We start from the raw sequence: 19,586 nt of genomic DNA, 5'->3' as shown, positions 1-19,586 counted from the left end.
CCGACGAAGGCCAGGAAGGTGTGGTCGACGAAGGCCAGGCCGACACCGGCGCCGAAGACGCCGAATTGGCACGGCGCGAGGAAATGGCGCGTGAGCAGGCCGAGCTGATCCGCCGCCAGGAGGAAGAGCTGGCAGAGCAGCGCCGCCAGCGCGAAGCCCAGGAGCAGCGCGAGCGCGAGGCCGCCGAGAAGGCCGCGCGTGAAGCCGCAGCCGCCGAGCTGGCCGCCGCTGCCGAGGCGCGCCGGCTGGATCAGCAGGCGCAGGCGCAAGCCGCCGCCGGCGCCAGCCGTGCGGCTGAGCCAGTGCCTGCCGCAGCCGCCCCCGTACCTGCAGTGTCGGACGCGCAGCTCAAGGCCGACGAGGCCAAGCGCGAGAAGGCCGCTGCCGCTGCTGCGGAATCCAAAGCCCGTGCCGAAGATGAAGCCGCACGTGCCCGCGACCTGGGCGAGCGCCGCCGCAAGGCCGAAGCCGAAGCCGCCGCCATCCGTTCCATGATGGCCGCACCCAAGAAGGTGCTGGTCGCCAAGAAGGAAGAGCCCAAGCCCGTCGTCAAGCCGCCGGAAGTCGCCAAGCCTGGTGTCAAGGGCACGCTGCACAAGCCGGCCGCCGGCAGCACCGTGGCGCGCCCCGGTGCGCCCGCTGCCGCACCTGCAGGCCCTGGCAAGGAAGTCAAGTCTGCCAAGCTGTCCTCCAGCTGGGCGGGTGATCCGGCCAAGAAGAAGGCGATCCCGACGCGTGGCGATACCAGCGGCGGCGTGGGCCGCAGCAACTGGCGTGGTGGCCCGCGTGGCCGCCGTGGCGACCACCGCGATCACCGCGACGAGCAGATGCCGGCGGCGCAGGCCGAGGCGCGCATTCTGGAAGTGCACGTGCCCGAGACCATCACCGTGGCCGAGCTGGCGCACAAGATGTCGATCAAGGCGTCCGAGGTCATCAAGCACCTGATCAAGCTGGGCCAGATGGTCACCATGAACCAGCCGCTGGACCAGGACACCGCCATGATCGTGGTCGAGGAGATGGGCCACACCGCCGTCATCGCCTCGCTGGACGATCCGGAAGCGTTCACGGAGGAAGAAGTGCAGACGCAGCAGGCCGAGTCCCTGCCGCGCGCACCGGTGGTCACCGTCATGGGCCACGTGGACCACGGCAAGACTTCGCTGCTGGACTACATCCGCCGTGCCAAGGTGGCGGCGGGCGAAGCCGGCGGCATCACACAGCACATCGGTGCCTACCATGTCCAGACCGCGCGCGGCATGGTGTCCTTCCTGGACACCCCCGGCCACGAGGCGTTCACGGCCATGCGGGCCCGCGGCGCGCAGGCAACCGACATCGTGATTCTGGTGGTGGCGGCCGACGACGGCGTCATGCCGCAGACGCGCGAAGCTATCAAGCACGCACGGGCGGCCAAGGTGCCGATCGTGGTGGCGATCAACAAGATCGACAAGCCCGGTGCCAACAGCGAGCGTGTGCGCAACGAGTTGGTGGTCGAGCAGGTCGTGCCTGAGGAATTCGGCGGCGATTCGCCGTTCGTCGAAGTCTCGGCCAAGACCGGCGTCGGCATCGACGCACTGTTGGAGCAAGTGCTGCTGCAGGCCGAAGTGCTGGAGCTGCGTGCTCCGGTCGAGGCCTCTGCCCGGGGCCTGGTCATCGAAGCGCGACTGGACAAGGGCCGCGGCCCGGTGGCCACGGTGCTGGTGCAGTCTGGCACGCTGAAGGTGGGCGACGTGGTGCTGGCCGGTTCGACCTCGGGCCGCGTGCGCGCCATGGTGGACGAGGACGGCAAGCCGGCCAAGTCTGCCGGCCCGTCGATCCCGGTCGAGATCCAGGGCCTGACGGAAGTGCCGCAGGCCGGCGACGAGTTCATGGTCATGGCCGACGAGCGCCGTGCGCGCGAGATCGCGACCTACCGTGCCGGCCGGTTCCGCAACACCAAGTTGGCCAAGATGCAAGCCGCCAAGCTGGAGAACATGTTCTCCGACATGTCGGCGGGCGAGGTCAAGACCCTGCCCATCATCATCAAGGCCGACGTGCAGGGTTCGCAGGAAGCGCTGTCGCAGTCGCTGCTCAAGCTCTCGACCGAAGAGGTCAAGGTGCAGGTGGTGTACGCGGGCGTCGGTGGCGTCAGCGAATCCGACATCAACCTGGCGATTGCGTCCAAGGGCATCGTGATCGGCTTCAATGTGCGGGCCGATGTCGGCGCGCGCAAGCTGGCCGAGGGCAACGACGTCGACATCAAGTACTACAGCATCATCTATGACGCCGTGGACGAGCTGAAGACCGCGATGGCCGGCATGCTGGCACCCGAGAAGCGCGAAGAAATCATCGGCCATGCCGAGATCCGCACGGTGTTCGTGGCGACCAAGATCGGCACGATCGCGGGCTCTTACGTGCTGGACGGTGTGGTGCAGCGCAATGCGCACTTCCGCCTGCTGCGCGAGAACGTTGTCATCTACACGGGCGAGATTGAGTCGGTCAAGCGCATGAAGGACGATGTCCGCGAAGTGCGCGAAGGCTTCGAGTGCGGTATCAAGCTCAAGAACTACAACGATATCCACGAAGGCGATCAGCTGGAGATCTTCGAAGTCAAGGAAATCGCCCGGACGCTGTAAGCGCGAGGAGCCAACACCATGCCCGCCAAGAAGTCCGCCACGCCCAACCGCAGCCTGAAGGTGGCCGATCAGATCCAGCGCGATCTGACGGAGATCCTCGCGCGCGAGCTGAAGGACCCGCGCGTGGGCATGGTCACGGTGCAAGGCATCGAGGTCACGCCCGACTACGCCCACGCCAAGGTGTTCTTCAGCGTGCTGGTGGGCGACCCGGTGGAGACCGAGGCCGCGTTGAACCAGGCGGCCGGCTTTCTGCGCAGCCACCTGTTCAAGCGGCTGCACATCCACACGGTGCCCACGCTGCACTTCCAGTTCGACCGCACCACCGAGCGCGCGGCCGACATGAATGCCTTGATCGCCAAGGCGGTCGCGTCGCGGGCGAAAGAAGACTAGACATGCCAGCGCCACCACGCACCAGGGTGCAGCGGCGCCCTGTGCATGGGGTATTGCTGCTCGACAAGCCGCTGGGCCTCTCCAGCAATGACGCCTTGCAAAAGGCCAAGTGGCTGCTGCGCGCCGAAAAGGCCGGCCACACCGGCACGCTGGACCCATTGGCCACCGGCGTGCTGCCGCTGTGCTTCGGCGCGGCCACCAAGTTCAGCCAGTTGCATCTGGACGCCGACAAGACGTATGAGACCACCGTGCGCCTGGGCCGCACAACCACCACGGCCGACGCCGAGGGCGAGGTGCTGCGCGAGCGGCCCGTGGCCTGCACGCCTGGCCAGGTCGTCTCCGTGCTGGACCGGTTCATGGGCCCCATCGCCCAGGTGCCGCCCATGCACAGCGCGCTCAAGAAGGACGGCAAGGCCCTTTACGAATATGCCCGCGCCGGCCAGACGGTGGAGCGGGCGGCGCGCCACGTCGTCATCCACGACCTGGAGCTGCTGGACATGCAGCTGCAGGGCGATGCACCGTTCCTGCGCTTGCAGGTGCACTGTTCCAAAGGCACCTACATCCGCACGCTGGGCGAAGACATCGCCGAGGCGCTGGGCTGCGGCGGCCACCTGGTGGCGCTGCGCCGCGTGGCCACCGGCCCGTTCGACATCGCGCAGTGCGTCACGCTGGAGGCGCTCACGGCGATGGCCGAGCCCGAGCGCGAGGCGGCCATCCTGCCCACGCAGGCGCTGCTGGGCGATCACACCTGCGTCACGCTGGGCGTTGAAGATGCTGGCCGTTTCCTGTCCGGCCTGCGCCGGCGCGGTGCCTGGCCCGATGCGGATCGCGTCGCGGTGTTCGGCGCTGAACCCTCCGCCTTGCTCGGCACCGCCCACGCCAAGGCCGGCGAACTGATTCCATCCCGGCTGCTCAGCCCCCCCGAAATTCAACAGATCCTAGGAAGCCCCATATGAGCAAACAAATCCGCAACATCGCCATCATCGCCCACGTCGACCATGGCAAGACCACGCTGGTCGACCAGCTGCTGCGCCAGTCGGGCACCTTCGCCGAGCACGAAAAAGTGGTCGACACGGTGATGGACAACAACGCGATCGAGAAAGAGCGCGGCATCACCATCCTGGCCAAGAACTGCGCCGTGACCTGGAAGGGCACGCACATCAACATCGTCGACACCCCGGGCCACGCGGACTTCGGCGGTGAAGTCGAGCGCGCGCTGTCCATGGTCGACGGCGTGGTGCTGCTGATCGATGCGCAAGAGGGTCCCATGCCCCAGACCCGCTTCGTGACCAAGAAGGCGCTGGCCCTGGGCTTGAAACCCATCCTGGTCGTGAACAAGGTGGACAAGCCAGGCGCCCGCCCGGACTACGTCGTCAACGCCGCGTTCGACCTGTTCGACAAGCTCGGCGCCACCGACGAGCAGCTCGACTTCCCCGTGGTCTATGCCTCCGGCATCAACGGCTGGTCGTCGCTGGTCGAGGGTGAGCCCAACGAGCAGTGGGGCCCGGACATGTCGGCCCTGTTCGATACCGTGCTGCAACACGTGCCGGCACAAATGGGTGACCCGGCCGCGCCGCTGCAACTGCAGATCTCGGCGCTGGACTTCTCCACCTTCGTCGGCCGCATCGGTGTGGGCCGCATCAGCCAGGGCACGATCAAGCCCATGATGGACGTCGTCGTCATGGAAGGCCCCGATGGCAAGGCCGTGAAGGGCCGCGTCAACCAGGTGTTGACCTTCCAGGGCCTTGAGCGCGTGCAGGCCCTGGAGGCCGGCCCGGGCGAGATCGTGCTGATCAACGGCATCACGGATGTCGGCATCGGCGTCACCATCACCGACCCGACCAGCCCCGCGCCGCTGCCCATGCTCAAGGTCGACGAGCCGACGCTGACGATGAATTTCTGCGTGAACACCAGCCCGCTGGCCGGCCGCGAAGGCAAGTTCGTCACCAGCCGCCAGATCTGGGACCGCCTGCAAAAGGAGCTGCAACACAACGTGGCTCTGCGCGTGAAGGAAACCGACGAAGAAGGCATCTTCGAGGTGATGGGCCGCGGCGAACTGCACCTGACCATCCTGTTGGAAAACATGCGCCGTGAGGGCTATGAGCTGGCCGTGTCCAAGCCGCGCGTGGTGTTCCGCACCGTCGACGGCGAGCGCCACGAGCCCATCGAGATGGTGACGGCCGACATCGAAGACCAGCACCAGGGTGGCGTGATGCAGGCGCTGGGCGAGCGCAAGGGCGAGCTGGTCAACATGGAACCGGACGGCCGTGGCCGCGTGCGCCTGGAATACCGCATCCCTGCGCGGGGCCTGATCGGCTTCTCGAACGAGTTCCTGAACCTCACGCGCGGCACGGGCCTCATCAGCAACATCTTCGACAGCTACGAGCCGCACAAGGGCGACATCGGCGGCCGCAAGAACGGTGTGCTGATCTCCATGGACGACGGTGAAATTTTCACCTACGCCCTGGGCAAACTGGACGACCGTGGCCGCATGTTCGTGCGCCCGAACGACCCGGTGTATGAGGGCATGATCGTCGGCATCCACAGCCGTGACAACGACCTCGTGGTCAACGCCACGCGCACCAAGCAGCTGACCAACTTCCGCGTCAGCGGCAAGGAAGACGCAATCAAGATCACGCCGCCGATCGACTGCACGCTGGAATACGGCGTTGAGTTCATCGAGGACGACGAGCTGGTTGAGATCACGCCCAAGAGCATCCGTTTGCGCAAGCGCCATCTGAAGGAACACGAGCGCAAGCGCGCATCGCGGGACAGCTGATCAGGGTGTGCGGCCTGGCACAGCCAGGTCGCGGTATGTGCCGAACGGGCTTCGCTGCATGGGCTGGCGCGGCCCGTTTTGCATGGGGCCGTCTGGTTGTCCAGAGTCAAAGCCGGATCCGCTCGCGTGAAAAACCATCGCCGTCCGGCCGCATTCGTGCAAGATGGCGCCCGGGCGTCACGGGGGCGCCCGCACCAATCCATCAGCTCCAGGAGACACCACATGGCAGGCAAACTCGGCATCGACACCGACGCACTGATTTCGCAGTACGAGCAGGCGACTTCCAAGCAGGGCGCAGCCCTGCGCAAGGCCGTGCACGACGCGACACTGCAGGCGCTGCAGCAGCGCGAGCTGACGATCAAGGCCATCAAGGACGTGGTCAAGGTCGTCACGCAGGCGGCCGCCACGGGCACCGCGCGCAACACCCAGGGTGTGGATGCCGAGGCCATGCTGGGCCAGGCCGTGGCCGGCGTGGACAGCGCCGTACAGCAGGCCGTGCAGGCCAGCCAGCGCGCGTTGCAGCAGCTGCTGGACCAGGGCGCCGACCTGCGCGAGAAGCACGTGAAGAAGGCCCTTGCCGACATCGAGAAGATGGAAGACATGGTCTTCGACACCATGAAGAAGGCCACCGCCGGCGCCAACATGGCGCCCCTGCAGGGCGCGTTGGACCAAGCGCTCAAGCTCTTCGGCCAGGGTGACAGCGCCACCGGCCAGGCCGCCAGCACCGCTGTCGACGCGCTGATGGAGCGGGCTCGCACTGCCACGCGCGAGGGCCGCGAGTTCAACCAACGCGCTGCCCAGGTCTTCATCGACCAGTACGCCACGCTGGTCAGCGGCGTGCTGATCGGCATGTCCGAGGCCATGTCGTCGGGCGCCGGGGCCAAGGCGGCGCCTGCGGCGGCACGCAAGAGCCGCTGACCAGGGCCGGGCGTCGCTGCGGCCCCGGTCGTCGACCGGCCGCCGCGTGCTTCGCCAGCGTCGCCATCGCCTTGATCGCATTCGCTGCCTGGGGCGGTATATGACTAACCCTGCAGTGTCTCCTGCAGGTCTTGCGAGAGGCCGGCGCCCACCGGCTGGGGTTGGCCGCCACCCGAAGCGCCGCGCAACTGGCGCGTTTTGACTTCGTCCCCTGCTGCAGACCTCGTTGGAGGTCATGCGCTTCTTTGGCACACGCCGGACGATGCCGAGCCTGCGGTCGCAGTAAACCAGTACCTGTTGTCGTTGACCGGCATCGCCGTTGCAGCCAGCCTGTACGTCATGGAGCGCCGAGGCGACGCGCTGGCCGCAGCCCACTACGCCTCGCCCGGCACCCCGGTGGGGCGCGACCTCTCGTACCGGCCCTGTGTGGTCGATGCCCTGGCGACCGGGCGTGGCCGCTTCTACGGCGTGGGCGTGACCAGTGCGCGCGCCGGCTGCTACCTGTCGTTTGCGCTGCCGGCCGCCGGCACATTTCGCGGGCTGACCACGGTCAAGGTCAAGCTGACCGGCACGGAAAACGGATAACCCCAGCTACCCCGCTGGGTGCTGACGATATGACCAGCTCGAGCGGTTGCGGAATGATGAAAGGGCGTATCGCGCTCAACGACATAGGCTTCAGATAGCACGGCTCCAAAGCCAGGGCGCTGGTTGGTTTGCCCACCACAGGGTCACATTTTGACATTGTGTATGCAATAAATGAAGAGGATGTATTTTGCATGTAAACTTCTGCTCCTCTATTGCATCGGCCCGCTTGCCATGAGTTCATCACTTTTCCTGAACGCCCGCATCTTTATGACCAGTTGCGTACTCCTCTCCGCGATCTCCTGCGGCGGTGGAGCCGGCGGCGATGAGGGGGTGCAAGAACCCAACGCACCCACTCTCGAATCGCCAGCCTTCTCCATCGGAGGTACGGTCAGAGGATTGGAAGGCGCGACCGGTCTAGTGCTGCGCAACAACGACAGTGACGTCGCAGCGATCGCTTCTGACGGGCAGTTTCAGTTTGCCGGTCTGCTCCCGGCAAGTACAAGTTACGTCGTTGCGGTCGGCACACAGCCAGCAGGCCGCACCTGCACGGTCGGCGGCTCCACGGGGACGGTGGTCGCATCCGACGTGTCGAACGTCCAAGTCGTGTGCTCTGCAACAAGCTTTTCCGTCGGTGGGTTGGTGACCGGTCTGGCTGCCGCAGTCGGTTTGACACTGCTGAACAACGGCACTGATCCCGTGTTGGTTTCCGCCGATGGGCCGTTCGCGTTCACCGTGCCTGTCGCCTATGGCGGCAGCTTCGAATTAACCGTTGGACAGCAGCCGCGGGGTCGCGCATGCTCGATCTCCAACTACCGAGGCATCAGCATTTCCGCATCTGTCATGGATGTTCGTGTCACCTGTTCCTCGGTGACCTACACGGTCGGGGGCACCGTTTCAGGACTGAAACCAAACACGACTCTGGTGCTGGAGAATAGCGGGGGCAATCGGATAGACATCTCGGCCAACGGTGCCTTTGAGTTTCCAGGTCACATACCCTACGGTGGAAGCTATTCGGTTACGGTTGGGGCACAACCACTCGGCCAGACATGCTCCGCAGCCCAGCACAGCGGTACGGGCATGACGGCAAATGTCTCAAGCGTCAGTGTCACGTGCGCACCCAACGCCTACCCCGTGGGCGGCCGCGTCAATGGCCTTTCAGGTGGCAACCTCGTTCTGCAGAATGGGGGAGACACCGTGACGGTCGGCGCGGACGGCGTTTTCATGTTCCCAGCTTCAACGGCATTCGGGGGCAGCTACAGTGTTACGGTCCTGAGTCAGCCTGCAGGCCAGTCGTGCGCCGTGACGAACCACACGGGCCTTGGGGTGACGCAGGCAGTCACCGATGTCCTGGTGATCTGTTCGGTCAGGACCTTCACTGTCGGCGGAACGGTGTCAGGCCTGAAAGCCGGAAAACAACTTTCCATGGTCAACAACGCCGGCGACGCCATCACCATCGTCGCGAACGGCACCTTCACTTTCCCGACGACCGTCCCATTTGGTGGGAGCTATGCCGCTTCTGTTTCAACCCAGCCCGTCGGCCAGACGTGTTCAGCCAGCCAGAACGCGGGCTCAGCCATCAGAGACAACGTAGCGTCCATTTCAGTCTCGTGTGCAACAAACGCGTATAGGGTTGGCGGTCACGTCACTGGCCTGACGGGCGGCACGTTAGTTCTGCAGAGCAATGCCGGCAGCGCTCTCCCAGTTTCTGCAAATGGAGGCTTTCAGTTCACAACGCCAGTTCCGTCGGGTGCCACCTATAACGTCACGGTGCAAGCGCAGCCGCTTGCACAGCTTTGCACAGTTTCAGATGGGTCGGGGGCGGTGACCTCTGCCGACGTGAATGCGATCGCGATCAGTTGCGCACCTGCGCCGCAATTTGTCTATGCCAGATCCCCAGGAGCTAACTCGATCTATCAGTTTCGGATCGGCTCTGACGGAAACCTGCAGTCGATCGGATCGGTGCCCGTTTCAGCGCCCAGCGCCATCGTCGCGAACACCCGCGGTACGAACGTTTATGCCTTCAAGGGGGGCGATTGGGACGTAACCAAGTTTGCTGTTGACGCGAACGGCGCATTGCAACAGGTTTCATCACCTTTGCCGAATGAGCATCTCAAGGTGAGCCCATGGGTTACATCTGCGGTTGTGGATCCGCACGATCGCGTCCTGTTCGCGGCCAGGTCGACCGGCCAAAGCATGGTGGAAATCGTCGTTCGGGATGGCGCCTTCACTGCTGCGCCATACTCTTACCCAAACGGGAGCCAGAGTGGCGTTGTCACCGATGCGTTGGGCCGTTTCTTGTACGTGACAGACTATTTTGCCAACACCGTTACCACCTATCCTCTCTCGAGCACTGGGTTGACGCAGCCTGCGACTTTCGTGACGAGTACCGGACGGTGGCCCAGCATGGTTGTCCACTACACGCCACCGACGCTCGGTGTGGAATCGGTGTACGTTTTGAACGACGGCGACCGGTCTATTTCGCAATTTTCCCTGTCCTCCAATGGAGCTTTGACCCCAACGAGTGCGGTGACGACAGTGCCCAGCCACTTAGGGTTCCCGGTAGCTATCGCCGTGAACCGACATTTGCCGTTTCTTTATGTGCTGGCCTTGGGCGCCGATGGGGCACCTGGCCACATCTTGCAGTACCGTGTCGGGGCGTTCGGTGAACTGCAACCCCTGACCCCGCACACAGTGGCAACCTTGCCATCGTCTGTGACCATGAAGATCAGCCCCTTCGGACAGTATCTGTACGTCGGCAATGATGATGTGCAGAGCACTATCTCGCAGTTCGCTATCGGTGCAGATGGCGCTTTGACTCCGTTGTCAACGCCGGTTATTTCCGTTGGACGGGATATTTCACAGTTCATCACTGTGGCGCCTCGCTAGACAGCTAGGAGTGTGCGCGGCAGAGCGTGACGCCCGAGGGCGGGCTTGATGAATTCAGGCATGCCCGCCAGCTACCTCCCCTACGAGCCCCAACAACAACGCCTGCTGCCCGACGCACTGCAAGACTGGTTGCCCGAGGGGCACCTGGCGTACTTCATCAGCGACAGGGTAGACAGCCTGGACCTGCGCGCCTTCCACGCCCGGTATGCCAAGGGCGGCCCGCGCAACCAACCCTTCCACCCGGCCATGATGGTCAAGGTGCTCATCTATGGCTACGCCACGGGCACGTTCAGTTCGCGCAAGCTGGCCGCCAAGCTGCACGAAGACGTGGCCCTGCGCGTTCCGGCCGCGGAGAACTATCCGGCGCATCGCACGCTGTCGGATTTCCGTGCGCTGCACCTGCAGGAGTTGGCGGACTTGTTCGTGCAGGTGTTGCGCCTGGCGCGTGAATGCGGCCTGGTCAAGCTGGGCACCGGTGCCGTCGATGGCACCAAGCTCAAGGCCAACGCCAGCAGCCACAAGGCCATGAGCTACGAGCGCATGGTCAAGGCCGAGGCCGAACTGAAGGAGCAGATCGACGGATTGCTCAACCGCGCCAAGGCTGCCGACGACCTGGAGAAGAACGAGCCCGAGCTGGACATCCCCGGCGAGATCAAGCGCAGAGAAGACCGGCTGGCGGCGATCACGGCGGCCAAGCTGCGGCTGGAGCAGCGCCAGCAAGAGGCCACAGCGAAGCCGCGCATCACGTTGGTGGGCACGCCGATCTCGGCCAGCAGCGCGGCCACGGCGCCGGTTGCGTGGATCGCGATCGGCCGACACCGCGCCCTGCAGATTCTCGGGCGCGCTTATATGACCAGGCGCGTGGCAATCGCGCTGGGCGTCAGGGCCGTGCTCCATCAGCACGAGCAGCACCACGTCGCAGATGCGCCTGTCCAGTGGGCGCGGCGGGCGCTGCAGGATCTGCATCAGCATCACCTCGGTGAAGCTGCGCTGGCCCATCAGGTCCTGGACCAGGTCGGCAGCGCCGTAGGCAGGCTGGTCAGCGAGTGCGTGCACAAGCGGGCTTCGGGAGTGTTGGCGGCCTGGCGGTCATGCGGTCTCCTTCGGGTTCTGGGGCGCCATCGCGAGTTCGCGCGCGGCGGTCGTGTGCACCTTACCGACCGGGAGCACGGCAGGCTGGCGTGGAAACGGATGCGCTTGGGGCTGGCCAATCAGGCGGAGCAGGGCGCATCGCCGGTGCTCTGACGCGGTGCGGTTGCAGGGAGAATGCGCGGCTCCGCCCTACCGAACCGCCGTCCATGCAACTCACCCACGCGCGCGCCCTCTTGCTGATGCTGCTGGCCACCCTGATGTGGTCGATCGCCGGCGTCGTCACGCGGCACCTGCAGTCGGCGCAGGGCTTCGAGATCACGTTCTGGCGCAGCTTCTTCACGCTGGTCACGCTGCTGGTGCTGTTGCCGCTGATGCAGGGCCGGGCGCTGTGGGGGCGCATGCGCGCCAGCGGCTCGGCGCTGTGGATTTCGGGTCTGTGCTGGAGCGTGATGTTCACCGCCTTCATGGTCGCGCTGACGATGACCAGCGTGGCCAACGTGCTGGTCACCATGGCGCTGGGGCCCTTGTTCACGGCGCTGGTGGCGCGCGTCGTCATTGGCCAGCGGTTGGCCAGGCGCACCTGGGGCGCCATCGCGGTGGCGGGCGTCGGCATCGCCTGGATGTACGGCACGCAGTTCCGCCTGGGGGCGGGCGGTCAGCTGGCCGGCACGCTGGTGGCGGTCTGCGTGCCGATTGCCGGCGCCATCAACTGGACGGTGGTGCAGCGCAGCAACGCCACCGGGCGCAACATCGACCTGGTGCCTGCCGTGATGGTCGGCGCGCTGCTGTCCACGCTGCTGACGCTGCCGCTGTCCTTGCCCTGGCAGGCGACCCGGCACGACATCGGCCTGCTGGCGCTGCTGGGCGTGGTGCAGCTGGCCATCCCCTGCGTGTTGGCGGTGCGCTGCGCGCGCGTGCTGAAGGCGCCCGAGGTGTCACTGCTGGCGCTGCTGGAGGTGATCTTCGGCATCGCCCTGGCCTGGCTGGGCGCAGGTGAAGAGCCCGGGCCGACGGTGCTGGCGGGCGGCTCGCTGGTGATCGCGGCGCTGGTGGGCAATGAGCTGCTGGGCTGGCGCGAACGCGCGGAGCTTGACCGGCAACTGGTGCCACCCACCACCACCGGGTAGCCGAGGTTCGGCGCCGACGCTCCTACCTTGGTGCCGTTCCCGGCAACCGCACCAGCCCCGCGGCCAACGCCGTCCCGCAGACGATCACCACGCCGCAGCCCAGCATCCACGGCGTCAGTTCCTCACCCAGCAGCAGCGTGCCGTACAGCACCGCGAACACCGGCACCACGAAAGTGACCGTCAGCGTGCGCGCCGGCCCCATGCGCGCAATCAGGCGGAAGAACAGGATGTAGGCGAGCGCCGTGCACAGCACGCCGGCCACTGCCAGCCCGATCCAGGCGCCAAGGCCGGGCATCGTGGTGGGCCAGAACAACAGAGCGGGCAGCGCCAGCCCCAGCGTCGCGCCCAGCTGGCTGCCGGCGGCCAGCACCAGTGAGGGCACCCCGGTCAGATAGCGCTTGGTGAAGCTGGCGGCAATGGCGTAGCAAACGCAGGCTGCCAGGCAGGCCAGCACGGCCCAGCCGGTGGCCGCCGCGCCGGCCGTGGGCGTGAAGCTGGCCTTGCTCCCGGCCAGGAGCGCCACGCCGATGAAGCCCAGCGCCAGCCCGGCCGAGCGCGAGGCACCGGGCCGGTCGCCCAGCCACACCCAGGCAACGATGGCGCCGAACAGCGGCACCGTCGCGTTCAGGATGGACGACAGCCCGGTGCTGATCGACAGCACCGCGAACGCGAACAGCGCGAACGGAATGCCCGAGTTCAAGAGGCCCACGAACAGCACCGGCCGCAAGTGTTGACGCAGCTGTGGTGCCAGGCCGCGCGCCCAGAGCAGCGGCAGCAGGCAGGCCGCGGCGATCGTGACGCGGCCGGCCGCCGTGGGCAGCGGGCCGAACTCCAGCGCCGCCATGCGCATGAACAGGAACGACGAGCCCCACAGCGCCGACAGCAGCGCAAAGTCGAGCATCCAGGGCGCGGCGCGGCCGGCCGCCGCCGGGGCGACGGAACTCAAGCCGCCCTCCGCCATCGTTCGCCCACGCCCACGCCCACGCCCACGCCCACGCCCACGCCCGCGCCCGCGCCCGCGCCCACGCCCACGCCCACGCCCACGCCCGAGCCCGAACCCGAACCCGAGCCCGAGCCGAGCGCACCGTTCGCGCCGGGCGCCTGGGACGCGCCGGCCTCCAGCGACAGCAGAAACGTCTTGCGCGGCAGGCCACCGGCGTAGCCCGTCAGCGCGCCGCCCGCTCCGACCACGCGGTGGCACGGGACGATGACCGAGAGCGGGTTACGCCCGACGGCGGCGCCCACGGCGCGCACGGCAGCGGCGTGGCCAATCTGACGCGACAGCGCGCCATAGCTGGTCGTCTCGCCGGGCGCAATGCCCAGCAGCCCCTGCCACACCGCACGCTGAAAGGCCGTGCCGCCGGCCAGGTCCAGCGGCAGCGTGAAGCGGCGCAGCGTGCCGGCGAAATACGCAGCCAGCTGCTGCTGCGCTTCCAGCAGCACGGCGTGCCGCGCTGCTGCATGCGGCCATGCGCTGGCGTCAGGCTGGTGGCGTTGGCCGTCGAACCACGCGCCGCACAGGCCGTTGTCGGAGGCGGCCAGCACCATGGGGCCGAGGGGGGTGTCGATGCGGCATTGCTGCGTCGAGGTGTGAAATTTCATGGCGATGCTCCTGCGGAGGTTGAGGTCTTGGCCGGCCGTGGCGGCAAGGTGGCCCAGGCGCGCAGCACGGCATAGCTGCGCCAGGGCTTCCAGGCCTGCGATGCCGCTTCGGCCGCGCGCGCCGGCTGGCGTTCATCGCGCAGGTGCAGCGCGTTGTGCAGCGCCACGTCGCCGGCCGGGAAGGCATCGGGCCAGCGCAGCGCGCGCATGGCGATGTACTGGGCCGTCCAGTCGCCGATGCCGGGCAGGGCCTTCAGCGCCGTGATGGTGGTCGGCACGTCGACGCCCGGGTGCAGCGCCAGCCCACCGGCCACGGCGCGCGCCAACGCCACGATGGCGGCCTGGCGCTGGCGCACGATGCCCAGCTGCCCCAGCGCCTCGCCAGCGTCATCGCCCAGCGCGGCCACCTCGTCGGCACTGGGGAACAGATGCGTGAGCCCGGCCACCGGTGTCTCGATCGGCCCGCCCAGCCGCGTGACCAGGCGCGATGCCAGCGTGCGCGCCGCCGCCACCGTGATCTGCTGGCCCAGTACGGCGCGCACGGCCAGTTCGAAACCGTCCATGCAGCCCGGCACGCGCAGCCCAGCGCCGGCGGGGAAGCTTTCGCCCAGCACGTCGTGGATGGCCTCGGGTTCGGCGTCCAGATCCAGCAACACGCGCACGCGGCGGATCAGCTGCGGCAGCACGCCGCGCAGGCTGTCGGACACCTGCAGCATCACCTGGTGGCGCTCCGGCACGAACTGCAGCTGCAGCCAGCCGGCGTGCATCTGGCCGCCCGCCTGCAAGCGCCAGGTGCGCGCGAGCGATGGCATGGGCTGGTCGCTGGCGGCGATCTGCTCCATGCCCGGGATCTGCCGCGCCGCGAAAAAGTCGAGCATGGCCTGCCAGTCGTACGGCGGCCGGTAGCCCAGCCGCACCGCGCTGGCCTGGCCCTCGGGCCGGCCGCCGGCGCGGCGCAAGGTGCTCGGGTTCAGACCGTAGTGCGCAACGAAGGCCGCGTTGAAACGCCGCAGGCTGTGAAAGCCGCTGCTGGCCGCCACCTGCGCCATCGGCAGATCGGTATCGGCCAGCAACTGCTTGGCCGTCAGCAGCCTGCGGGTCTGAAGATACTGCAGCGGCGAGACACCGTACTGCGCCTCGAAGATGCGGCGCACGTGGCGGTCCGAGACGCCCAGCCGATCGGCCAGCGCCTGCACCGTCGGCCCCTCTTCGGGCCAGACCTCGGGCTCGTCGAGCAAACGCGCGGCCTGACGCGCGAGGATGTGGCTGGCGTCCTGCGTTGACCAGGCCAGTGCCTGTGGCGCCAGCTCGGGTCGGCAGCGCAGGCAGGGCCTAAAGCCGGCGCGTTCCGCCTGGGCCGCGAGCTCGAAAAAGCGGCAGTTCTCGCGTCGGGGCGTCTTCACGCTGCAGACCGGCCGGCAGTAGATGCCGGTGCTCGTCACGCCGGTGAAGAAGCGGCCATCGAAGCGTGCGTCGCGCGAGGCCAGGGCACGGTAGTGCGCGTCGTCCTGCGGATTGGCGAGAGCGGGGGCAGCTGGTGTGGGGGCGGGGGCCATGGGCGGGATGATAGGCCGGCCCCGGGCCGCAGCTGGCCGTTTCCGGACCTGTGCTTCGGGGCACGGGAAAAGCTGTTCCACAGGCTTCCCACGCGCAGCCGGGCACTCGGCCGACAATGTGTCGGGTCGACGCGCAGCACCATCTAGGGAGTGCAACCACCGCGTTCAGAAAGAGCCCCATGACCCAGTACCGCGTGACTGCCGTGCGCTACCAGAACCAGCGGCTGACGGCCCTGCAACTTGGCGAAGGTGAAGGCCCCGGCCAGTGGGTGCAGGAGCCGCATGCGGTCGAGGTGGCCTTTGTCGTAGACCAGATCGACGCGGGCGCCACCGTGCGCGCATTGCTGCGCGCCGACCATCAGGTCGAGGAGGGACCGCAGCTGAAGGTGGTCACCAGCGAGCAGGGCGAACGCTCAGTGGCGCTGGACAACGCGCCCACCGACTGTCTGGAGTTGTCCGATCTGGAGCGCTTTTGAGGAGCATGGCCATGTCACGCAAACCTTTGAACCATGTGCAGTACCTGGCCGAACTGAACCAGCGGTTGTGGGCCGATCCACAGTTCAGCGAAGGCATGGAATTCAAGCTCTACCCCGACGGCGAATTGCCGGGCATCTGCGTGATGCCGATGCCATGGGCACGTGCTGCATCCCCGCACTGTTCGCGCGCATCGAGGCCCAGGTGGCCGCCGAGTTCCATGTCGTCGTGCCCATCGCGCCGCGCGTGCTCGAGGCGATGGCGGCCTAGCGGCGCCTGTCTCGGGAGGCCCATCGCCGCATTCACGCGGCAGTGACGGCGCGCGCCTCCATGCCCAACGGCAGCAGCTGAATCGTGGTGTGCAGGCCAGGCACAGCCTCCATGAGCGCGGATTCGATCTCGTCGCGCAAAGCCGCAGCGCGTGCCAGGCGCCAGTCGCCTGGCAGGTGCACATGCAGGTCGGCATAGCGGCGATTGCCGGCGCCGCGCGTGGACACGTGGTCGATGCGGATACCGGATGCCTGCTCGCGCGCGACGAAGTCGGCCAGCACGCGGGCGATGTCTTGTTCCAGGGCCGGGTCCAGCGCCGAGTCCATCAACCCTTGCGACGACCTCCACACCAGGTGCGCGCCTTCGCGCAGGATGTTCAGCGCCACGGCGATGCCGATCAGCGGGTCCAGCCAGAGCCAGCCGGTGGCGGCCACGGCGAGCAGGCCGAAGACGACGCCGGCCGTGGTCCAGACGTCCGTGACCAAGTGTCGCGCGTCAGCTTCCAGTGCCATGGAACGGGCCGCACGCGCCCCGCGAAACAGCGCCCAGGCCAGTACACCGTTCAGCACCGAGCTGAGCACGGACAGGCCCAGCCCGATGTCCAGCTGCGCCAAGGGCTGCGGCTCGATCAGTCGCAGCACCGAGACCCAGACGATGCCGACGGCTGCCGCCATGACCAGCAGGCCCTCGAAGCCGGCCGAGAAGTACTCGGCCTTGTGGTGGCCATAGGGGTGGCCCGCGTCGGCCGGGCGCTGCGCCACGCTGACCATCCACAGCGCGAACAGCGCACCAGCCAGATTCACGACGGACTCCATCGCGTCCGACAGCAGGCCCACCGAGCCGGTCAGCCACCAGGCGGCGGTCTTCAGCGCAATGGTGACCACCGCCACCGCTGCCGAAATCTTGAGCAGCTTGGTGGGAGAGGGTGTGCTGGCCTTCATGCCGTGCCGGCGTAGGGTGTGGATGTGGGCCGTGTGGACGGGGGCGTCACCCGCGCCCGTACAGGCGCGTCAGCGCCACCAGCTGCTGCGCATGTTGCGGCGCCACCTGATCCCACGCGAAGCGCCAGGCCCAGTGCCCATCGCCTTGCCCCGGCAGGTTCATGCGGTGCTCGGTTGCCAGGCCCAGCACATCCTGCATCGGCGCGATCGCCGTGTCGGCCACGCTGGCCCAGGCCATGCGGACCAGCGTCCAGTGGATGTCGTCGGCCAGGCCCTCGACGGGTTGCCCCAGGTAGCGGGCCACGTGCTCGCGCTCGGCCTGCGTGGCGCTGGCCCACCAGCCCTGGCTGGTGTCGTTGTCGTGCGTGCCGGTATAGACGACGGTGGCGGCTTCGTGGTGGTGCGGAAGGTACGGGTTGTCTGCTTCGCCGCCGAAGGCGAAGTGAAGGATGCGCATGCCCGGCAGGTCACAGTCGCGGCGCAGCGCGTCCACGTCGGGGGTGATGATGCCCAGGTCCTCCGCAATGATGGGCAGCGGGCCCAGCGCGCCGGCGATGGTGTCGAACAGGGCCTTGCCCGGCCCTGGCATCCAGCGGCCGTGCATGGCCGTGGGCTCGGTGGCCGGCACTTCCCAGTACGCCGCGAAGCCGCGAAAGTGGTCGATGCGCACGATGTCCACCAGCGCGAAGGTGTGGCGGATGCGCTCGGTCCACCAGGCGTAGCCGTCGGCGGCGTGCGCGCTCCAGCGGTACAGCGGGTTGCCCCAGCGCTGGCCGGTGGCGCTGAAGTAGTCCGGCGGCACGCCGGCCACCACGCGCTGGTGGCCATCGCTGCCCAGCTCGAACAGGTGCTGGCGCGCCCACACGTCGGCGCTTTGCGGCGCGATGAAGATCGGCGCGTCGCCCACGATCGCGACGCCGCGCGCGTTCGCATACGCGCGCAGCTGCTGCCACTGGCGAAAGAAGCACCACTGCACGAAGCGCCAGAAGGCGATGCGATCGGCGTGCGCGATGGCCGCGCTGCGCAGCGCGGCGGGCTCGCGCCGCGCCAGCATGGCCGGCCAGTCGGCCCAGTCGCAGCCCGGGTGCGCCTCGGCCAGCACCATGAACAGGGCGTAGTCCTCCAGCCAGTGCTGGTGCGCCACGCAGAAGGCGTCGTAGGCGGTGCGGTCGTCGCCATCGGCCTGGCGGGCGAAAGCGGCCGCCGCAAGCGCCAGGCGCTCCATGCGCCAGGGCACGACGGCTGCGTAGTCGATGCGTGTCTGTGGGAAGGCGCTCCCGGGCAGCAGGTCGTCCTGGCGCAGCCAGCCACGCGCGGCCAGTTCGCCGAGGTCGATCAGCAGCACGTTGCCGGCAAAGGCCGAGGGGCTCATGTAGGGCGAGTTGCCCGGGCCGATGCCGGTCAGCGGCAGGATCTGCCAGAGCTTCTGCCCGGCCTCCTGCAGCCAGTCGACGAAGCGGTAGGCCTCAGGGCCGAAGTCGCCCGAGCCGTGGGGGCCGGGCAGGGCGGTGGGGTGCAGCAGGATGCCGCTGGCGCGGGGGAGTCGCATGCGGTGGGAAGAGTGAAAGTTGGAAGGGGTGGTCGCAAGCAGTCTTCGGGCCAAACCCGATCGGGCTGGACCAGAGATGACGCCGGATGCTACATTCTTTTGCTATATAGCATTGCTGGAGAGTGGCATGGACACAGCGAAGATTTTCTGGTCGGGACGCTCCCAGGCGGTACGGCTTCCACGGGAGTTTCGATTTGAGGGTGAAGAGGTCCGCATCCGGCGCCAAGGCCGGTCAGTGATCCTGGAGCCGATGGCCCAGGACTGGGCGTGGCTGGAACAGGTCGTGGCACCGGTCGATGAAGACTTCGAACAGGCCGCAACGGAGCCAGTGCGGGATCAGGCGCGTCCGGCGCTGGACTGCTTCGGGTGAAGTACCTGCTCGATACCAACGCGCTCGTCGCGTTGATGAAGGGACACGCCGGGTTCCTGGATCGGTTGCGCGCGCACCGGCCGACCGATTTTGGCCTGCCAGCCATCGTGGCCCACGAACTGTTCTACGGCGCCTGCCGTAGCCAGCGCCAGACCGAGAATCTGGCGCGGCTGGATGCGCTGCAGTTCGAAGTGCTGGCCTTCGAGCGCGAGGATGCGCGCTGCGCTGGCGAATTGCGCGCGCTGCTGGCCGCGGCGGGGACACCGATCGGCCCCTATGACGTGTTGATTGCAGGCCAGGCTTGGGCGCGCGATCTGACGGTGGTCACGCACAACACACGCGAGTTCCAGCGCGTGGCGCAAATCCGCGTGGAGGACTGGGAGATCTGAGTCAGATGCCAGTCCGCGACCGGTGCACTCGGCAGTGGATGCCGACCGA

Annotated in this window: 14 protein-coding genes and 4 pseudogenes; 12 read left to right on the top strand and 6 right to left on the bottom strand. The window is 67.4% G+C overall.

Features of this window, described 5'->3' with window-relative positions:
• Window positions 1-56: 56 nt before the first annotated feature.
• From infB to AC099J_RS23725, 8 genes and pseudogenes are all read left to right on the top strand, one after another.
• Window positions 57-2,609: pseudogene (infB, locus tag AC099J_RS23760) on the top strand (translation initiation factor IF-2); the annotation flags it as partial.
• An 18-nt stretch (window positions 2,610-2,627) separates the two neighbouring features.
• The gene (rbfA, locus tag AC099J_RS23755) at window positions 2,628-2,999 is read left to right on the top strand and encodes a 30S ribosome-binding factor RbfA (protein ID WP_479617764.1); all 372 of its coding nucleotides are present in this window, start codon (window positions 2,628-2,630) and stop codon (window positions 2,997-2,999) included.
• A 2-nt stretch (window positions 3,000-3,001) separates the two neighbouring features.
• Window positions 3,002-3,955 (top strand): tRNA pseudouridine(55) synthase TruB, encoded by a 954-nt coding sequence (gene truB / locus AC099J_RS23750; protein ID WP_479617763.1) that lies wholly within the window; start codon window positions 3,002-3,004, stop codon window positions 3,953-3,955.
• The gene (typA, locus tag AC099J_RS23745) at window positions 3,952-5,778 is read left to right on the top strand and encodes a translational GTPase TypA (protein ID WP_479617762.1); all 1,827 of its coding nucleotides are present in this window, start codon (window positions 3,952-3,954) and stop codon (window positions 5,776-5,778) included. The genes truB and typA overlap by 4 nt, the downstream gene beginning before the upstream one ends.
• A 222-nt stretch (window positions 5,779-6,000) precedes the next feature.
• Window positions 6,001-6,696 (top strand): DUF6781 family protein, encoded by a 696-nt coding sequence (locus AC099J_RS23740; RefSeq protein ID WP_479617761.1) that lies wholly within the window; start codon window positions 6,001-6,003, stop codon window positions 6,694-6,696.
• A gap of 297 nt (window positions 6,697-6,993) precedes the next feature.
• On the top strand, window positions 6,994-7,281 hold the full coding sequence (locus tag AC099J_RS23735; RefSeq protein ID WP_479617760.1) for a hypothetical protein: 288 nt from the start codon (window positions 6,994-6,996) through the stop codon (window positions 7,279-7,281).
• A 231-nt stretch (window positions 7,282-7,512) separates the two neighbouring features.
• The gene (locus AC099J_RS23730) at window positions 7,513-10,167 is read left to right on the top strand and encodes a beta-propeller fold lactonase family protein (RefSeq protein WP_479617759.1); all 2,655 of its coding nucleotides are present in this window, start codon (window positions 7,513-7,515) and stop codon (window positions 10,165-10,167) included.
• Between the two features lie 60 nt (window positions 10,168-10,227).
• Window positions 10,228-10,893, top strand: a pseudogene (locus AC099J_RS23725) (transposase); the annotation flags it as partial.
• Between the two features lie 84 nt (window positions 10,894-10,977).
• Here the strand turns inward: AC099J_RS23725 and AC099J_RS23720 are convergent.
• Window positions 10,978-11,225 (bottom strand): annotated as a pseudogene (locus AC099J_RS23720) (citryl-CoA lyase); the annotation flags it as partial.
• 240 nt (window positions 11,226-11,465) lie between these two features.
• Here AC099J_RS23720 and AC099J_RS23715 point away from each other — a divergent pair.
• Window positions 11,466-12,386, top strand: coding sequence for a DMT family transporter (locus AC099J_RS23715; RefSeq protein ID WP_479617809.1), 921 nt, complete (start codon window positions 11,466-11,468; stop codon window positions 12,384-12,386).
• Between the two features lie 22 nt (window positions 12,387-12,408).
• On the opposite strand, the gene AC099J_RS23710 is transcribed toward AC099J_RS23715, so the two are convergent.
• The 3 genes and pseudogenes from AC099J_RS23710 to AC099J_RS23700 form a co-directional block, all read right to left on the bottom strand.
• Window positions 12,409-13,347, bottom strand: a complete 939-nt coding sequence (locus AC099J_RS23710; RefSeq protein WP_479617758.1) for a DMT family transporter — start codon at window positions 13,345-13,347, stop codon at window positions 12,409-12,411.
• 146 nt (window positions 13,348-13,493) lie between these two features.
• Window positions 13,494-13,988 (bottom strand): annotated as a pseudogene (locus AC099J_RS23705) (methylated-DNA--[protein]-cysteine S-methyltransferase); the annotation flags it as partial.
• The gene (locus tag AC099J_RS23700; RefSeq protein WP_479617757.1) at window positions 13,985-15,544 is read right to left on the bottom strand and encodes an AlkA N-terminal domain-containing protein; all 1,560 of its coding nucleotides are present in this window, start codon (window positions 15,542-15,544) and stop codon (window positions 13,985-13,987) included. The pseudogene AC099J_RS23705 and the gene AC099J_RS23700, both read right to left, overlap by 4 nt.
• A gap of 179 nt (window positions 15,545-15,723) precedes the next feature.
• Between AC099J_RS23700 and AC099J_RS23695 the strand changes: the two genes are divergently transcribed.
• Entirely contained in the window at window positions 15,724-16,020 is a 297-nt protein-coding gene (locus AC099J_RS23695; protein ID WP_479617756.1) for a hypothetical protein, read from the top strand.
• Window positions 16,021-16,320: 300 nt separating this feature from the next.
• Here the strand turns inward: AC099J_RS23695 and AC099J_RS23690 are convergent, their stop codons facing one another.
• Window positions 16,321-17,229: a cation diffusion facilitator family transporter gene (locus tag AC099J_RS23690; RefSeq protein ID WP_479617755.1), complete on the bottom strand. Its 909-nt coding sequence runs from the start codon at window positions 17,227-17,229 to the stop codon at window positions 16,321-16,323.
• 46 nt (window positions 17,230-17,275) lie between these two features.
• Window positions 17,276-18,820 carry a 4-alpha-glucanotransferase gene (gene malQ / locus AC099J_RS23685; RefSeq protein WP_479617808.1) on the bottom strand — a complete coding sequence of 515 codons (1,545 nt, stop codon included), beginning with the start codon at window positions 18,818-18,820 and terminating at the stop codon, window positions 17,276-17,278.
• Window positions 18,821-18,905: 85 nt separating this feature from the next.
• Here malQ and AC099J_RS23680 point away from each other — a divergent pair, with 85 nt between their 5' ends.
• Complete coding sequence (locus AC099J_RS23680; RefSeq protein ID WP_479617754.1) at window positions 18,906-19,148, top strand: antitoxin; 243 nt, start codon at window positions 18,906-18,908, stop codon at window positions 19,146-19,148.
• The gene (locus AC099J_RS23675) at window positions 19,145-19,537 is read left to right on the top strand and encodes a PIN domain-containing protein (RefSeq protein ID WP_479617753.1); all 393 of its coding nucleotides are present in this window, start codon (window positions 19,145-19,147) and stop codon (window positions 19,535-19,537) included. The genes AC099J_RS23680 and AC099J_RS23675 overlap by 4 nt, the downstream gene beginning before the upstream one ends.
• The last annotated feature ends 49 nt before the right edge of the window (window positions 19,538-19,586 follow it).

The organism is Rhodoferax sp. RT4P68 (genome assembly GCF_056521305.1).
This window is presented reverse-complemented; position numbering and strand designations above follow the sequence as displayed.

Bases quoted from the DNA above. Each gene is read 5' to 3' on its own strand.
- AC099J_RS23730 (WP_479617759.1), top strand. From the start codon at position 7,513: ATGAGTTCATCACTTTTCCTGAACGCCCGCATCTTTATGACCAGTTGC.
- AC099J_RS23690 (WP_479617755.1), bottom strand. From the start codon at position 17,229: ATGAAGGCCAGCACACCCTCTCCCACCAAGCTGCTCAAGATTTCGGCA.
- AC099J_RS23700 (WP_479617757.1), bottom strand. From the start codon at position 15,544: ATGGCCCCCGCCCCCACACCAGCTGCCCCCGCTCTCGCCAATCCGCAG.
- AC099J_RS23715 (WP_479617809.1), top strand. From the start codon at position 11,466: ATGCAACTCACCCACGCGCGCGCCCTCTTGCTGATGCTGCTGGCCACC.
- AC099J_RS23740 (WP_479617761.1), top strand. From the start codon at position 6,001: ATGGCAGGCAAACTCGGCATCGACACCGACGCACTGATTTCGCAGTAC.
- AC099J_RS23680 (WP_479617754.1), top strand. From the start codon at position 18,906: ATGGACACAGCGAAGATTTTCTGGTCGGGACGCTCCCAGGCGGTACGG.
- AC099J_RS23710 (WP_479617758.1), bottom strand. From the start codon at position 13,347: ATGGCGGAGGGCGGCTTGAGTTCCGTCGCCCCGGCGGCGGCCGGCCGC.
- truB (WP_479617763.1), top strand. From the start codon at position 3,002: ATGCCAGCGCCACCACGCACCAGGGTGCAGCGGCGCCCTGTGCATGGG.
- typA (WP_479617762.1), top strand. From the start codon at position 3,952: ATGAGCAAACAAATCCGCAACATCGCCATCATCGCCCACGTCGACCAT.
- AC099J_RS23695 (WP_479617756.1), top strand. From the start codon at position 15,724: ATGACCCAGTACCGCGTGACTGCCGTGCGCTACCAGAACCAGCGGCTG.
- rbfA (WP_479617764.1), top strand. From the start codon at position 2,628: ATGCCCGCCAAGAAGTCCGCCACGCCCAACCGCAGCCTGAAGGTGGCC.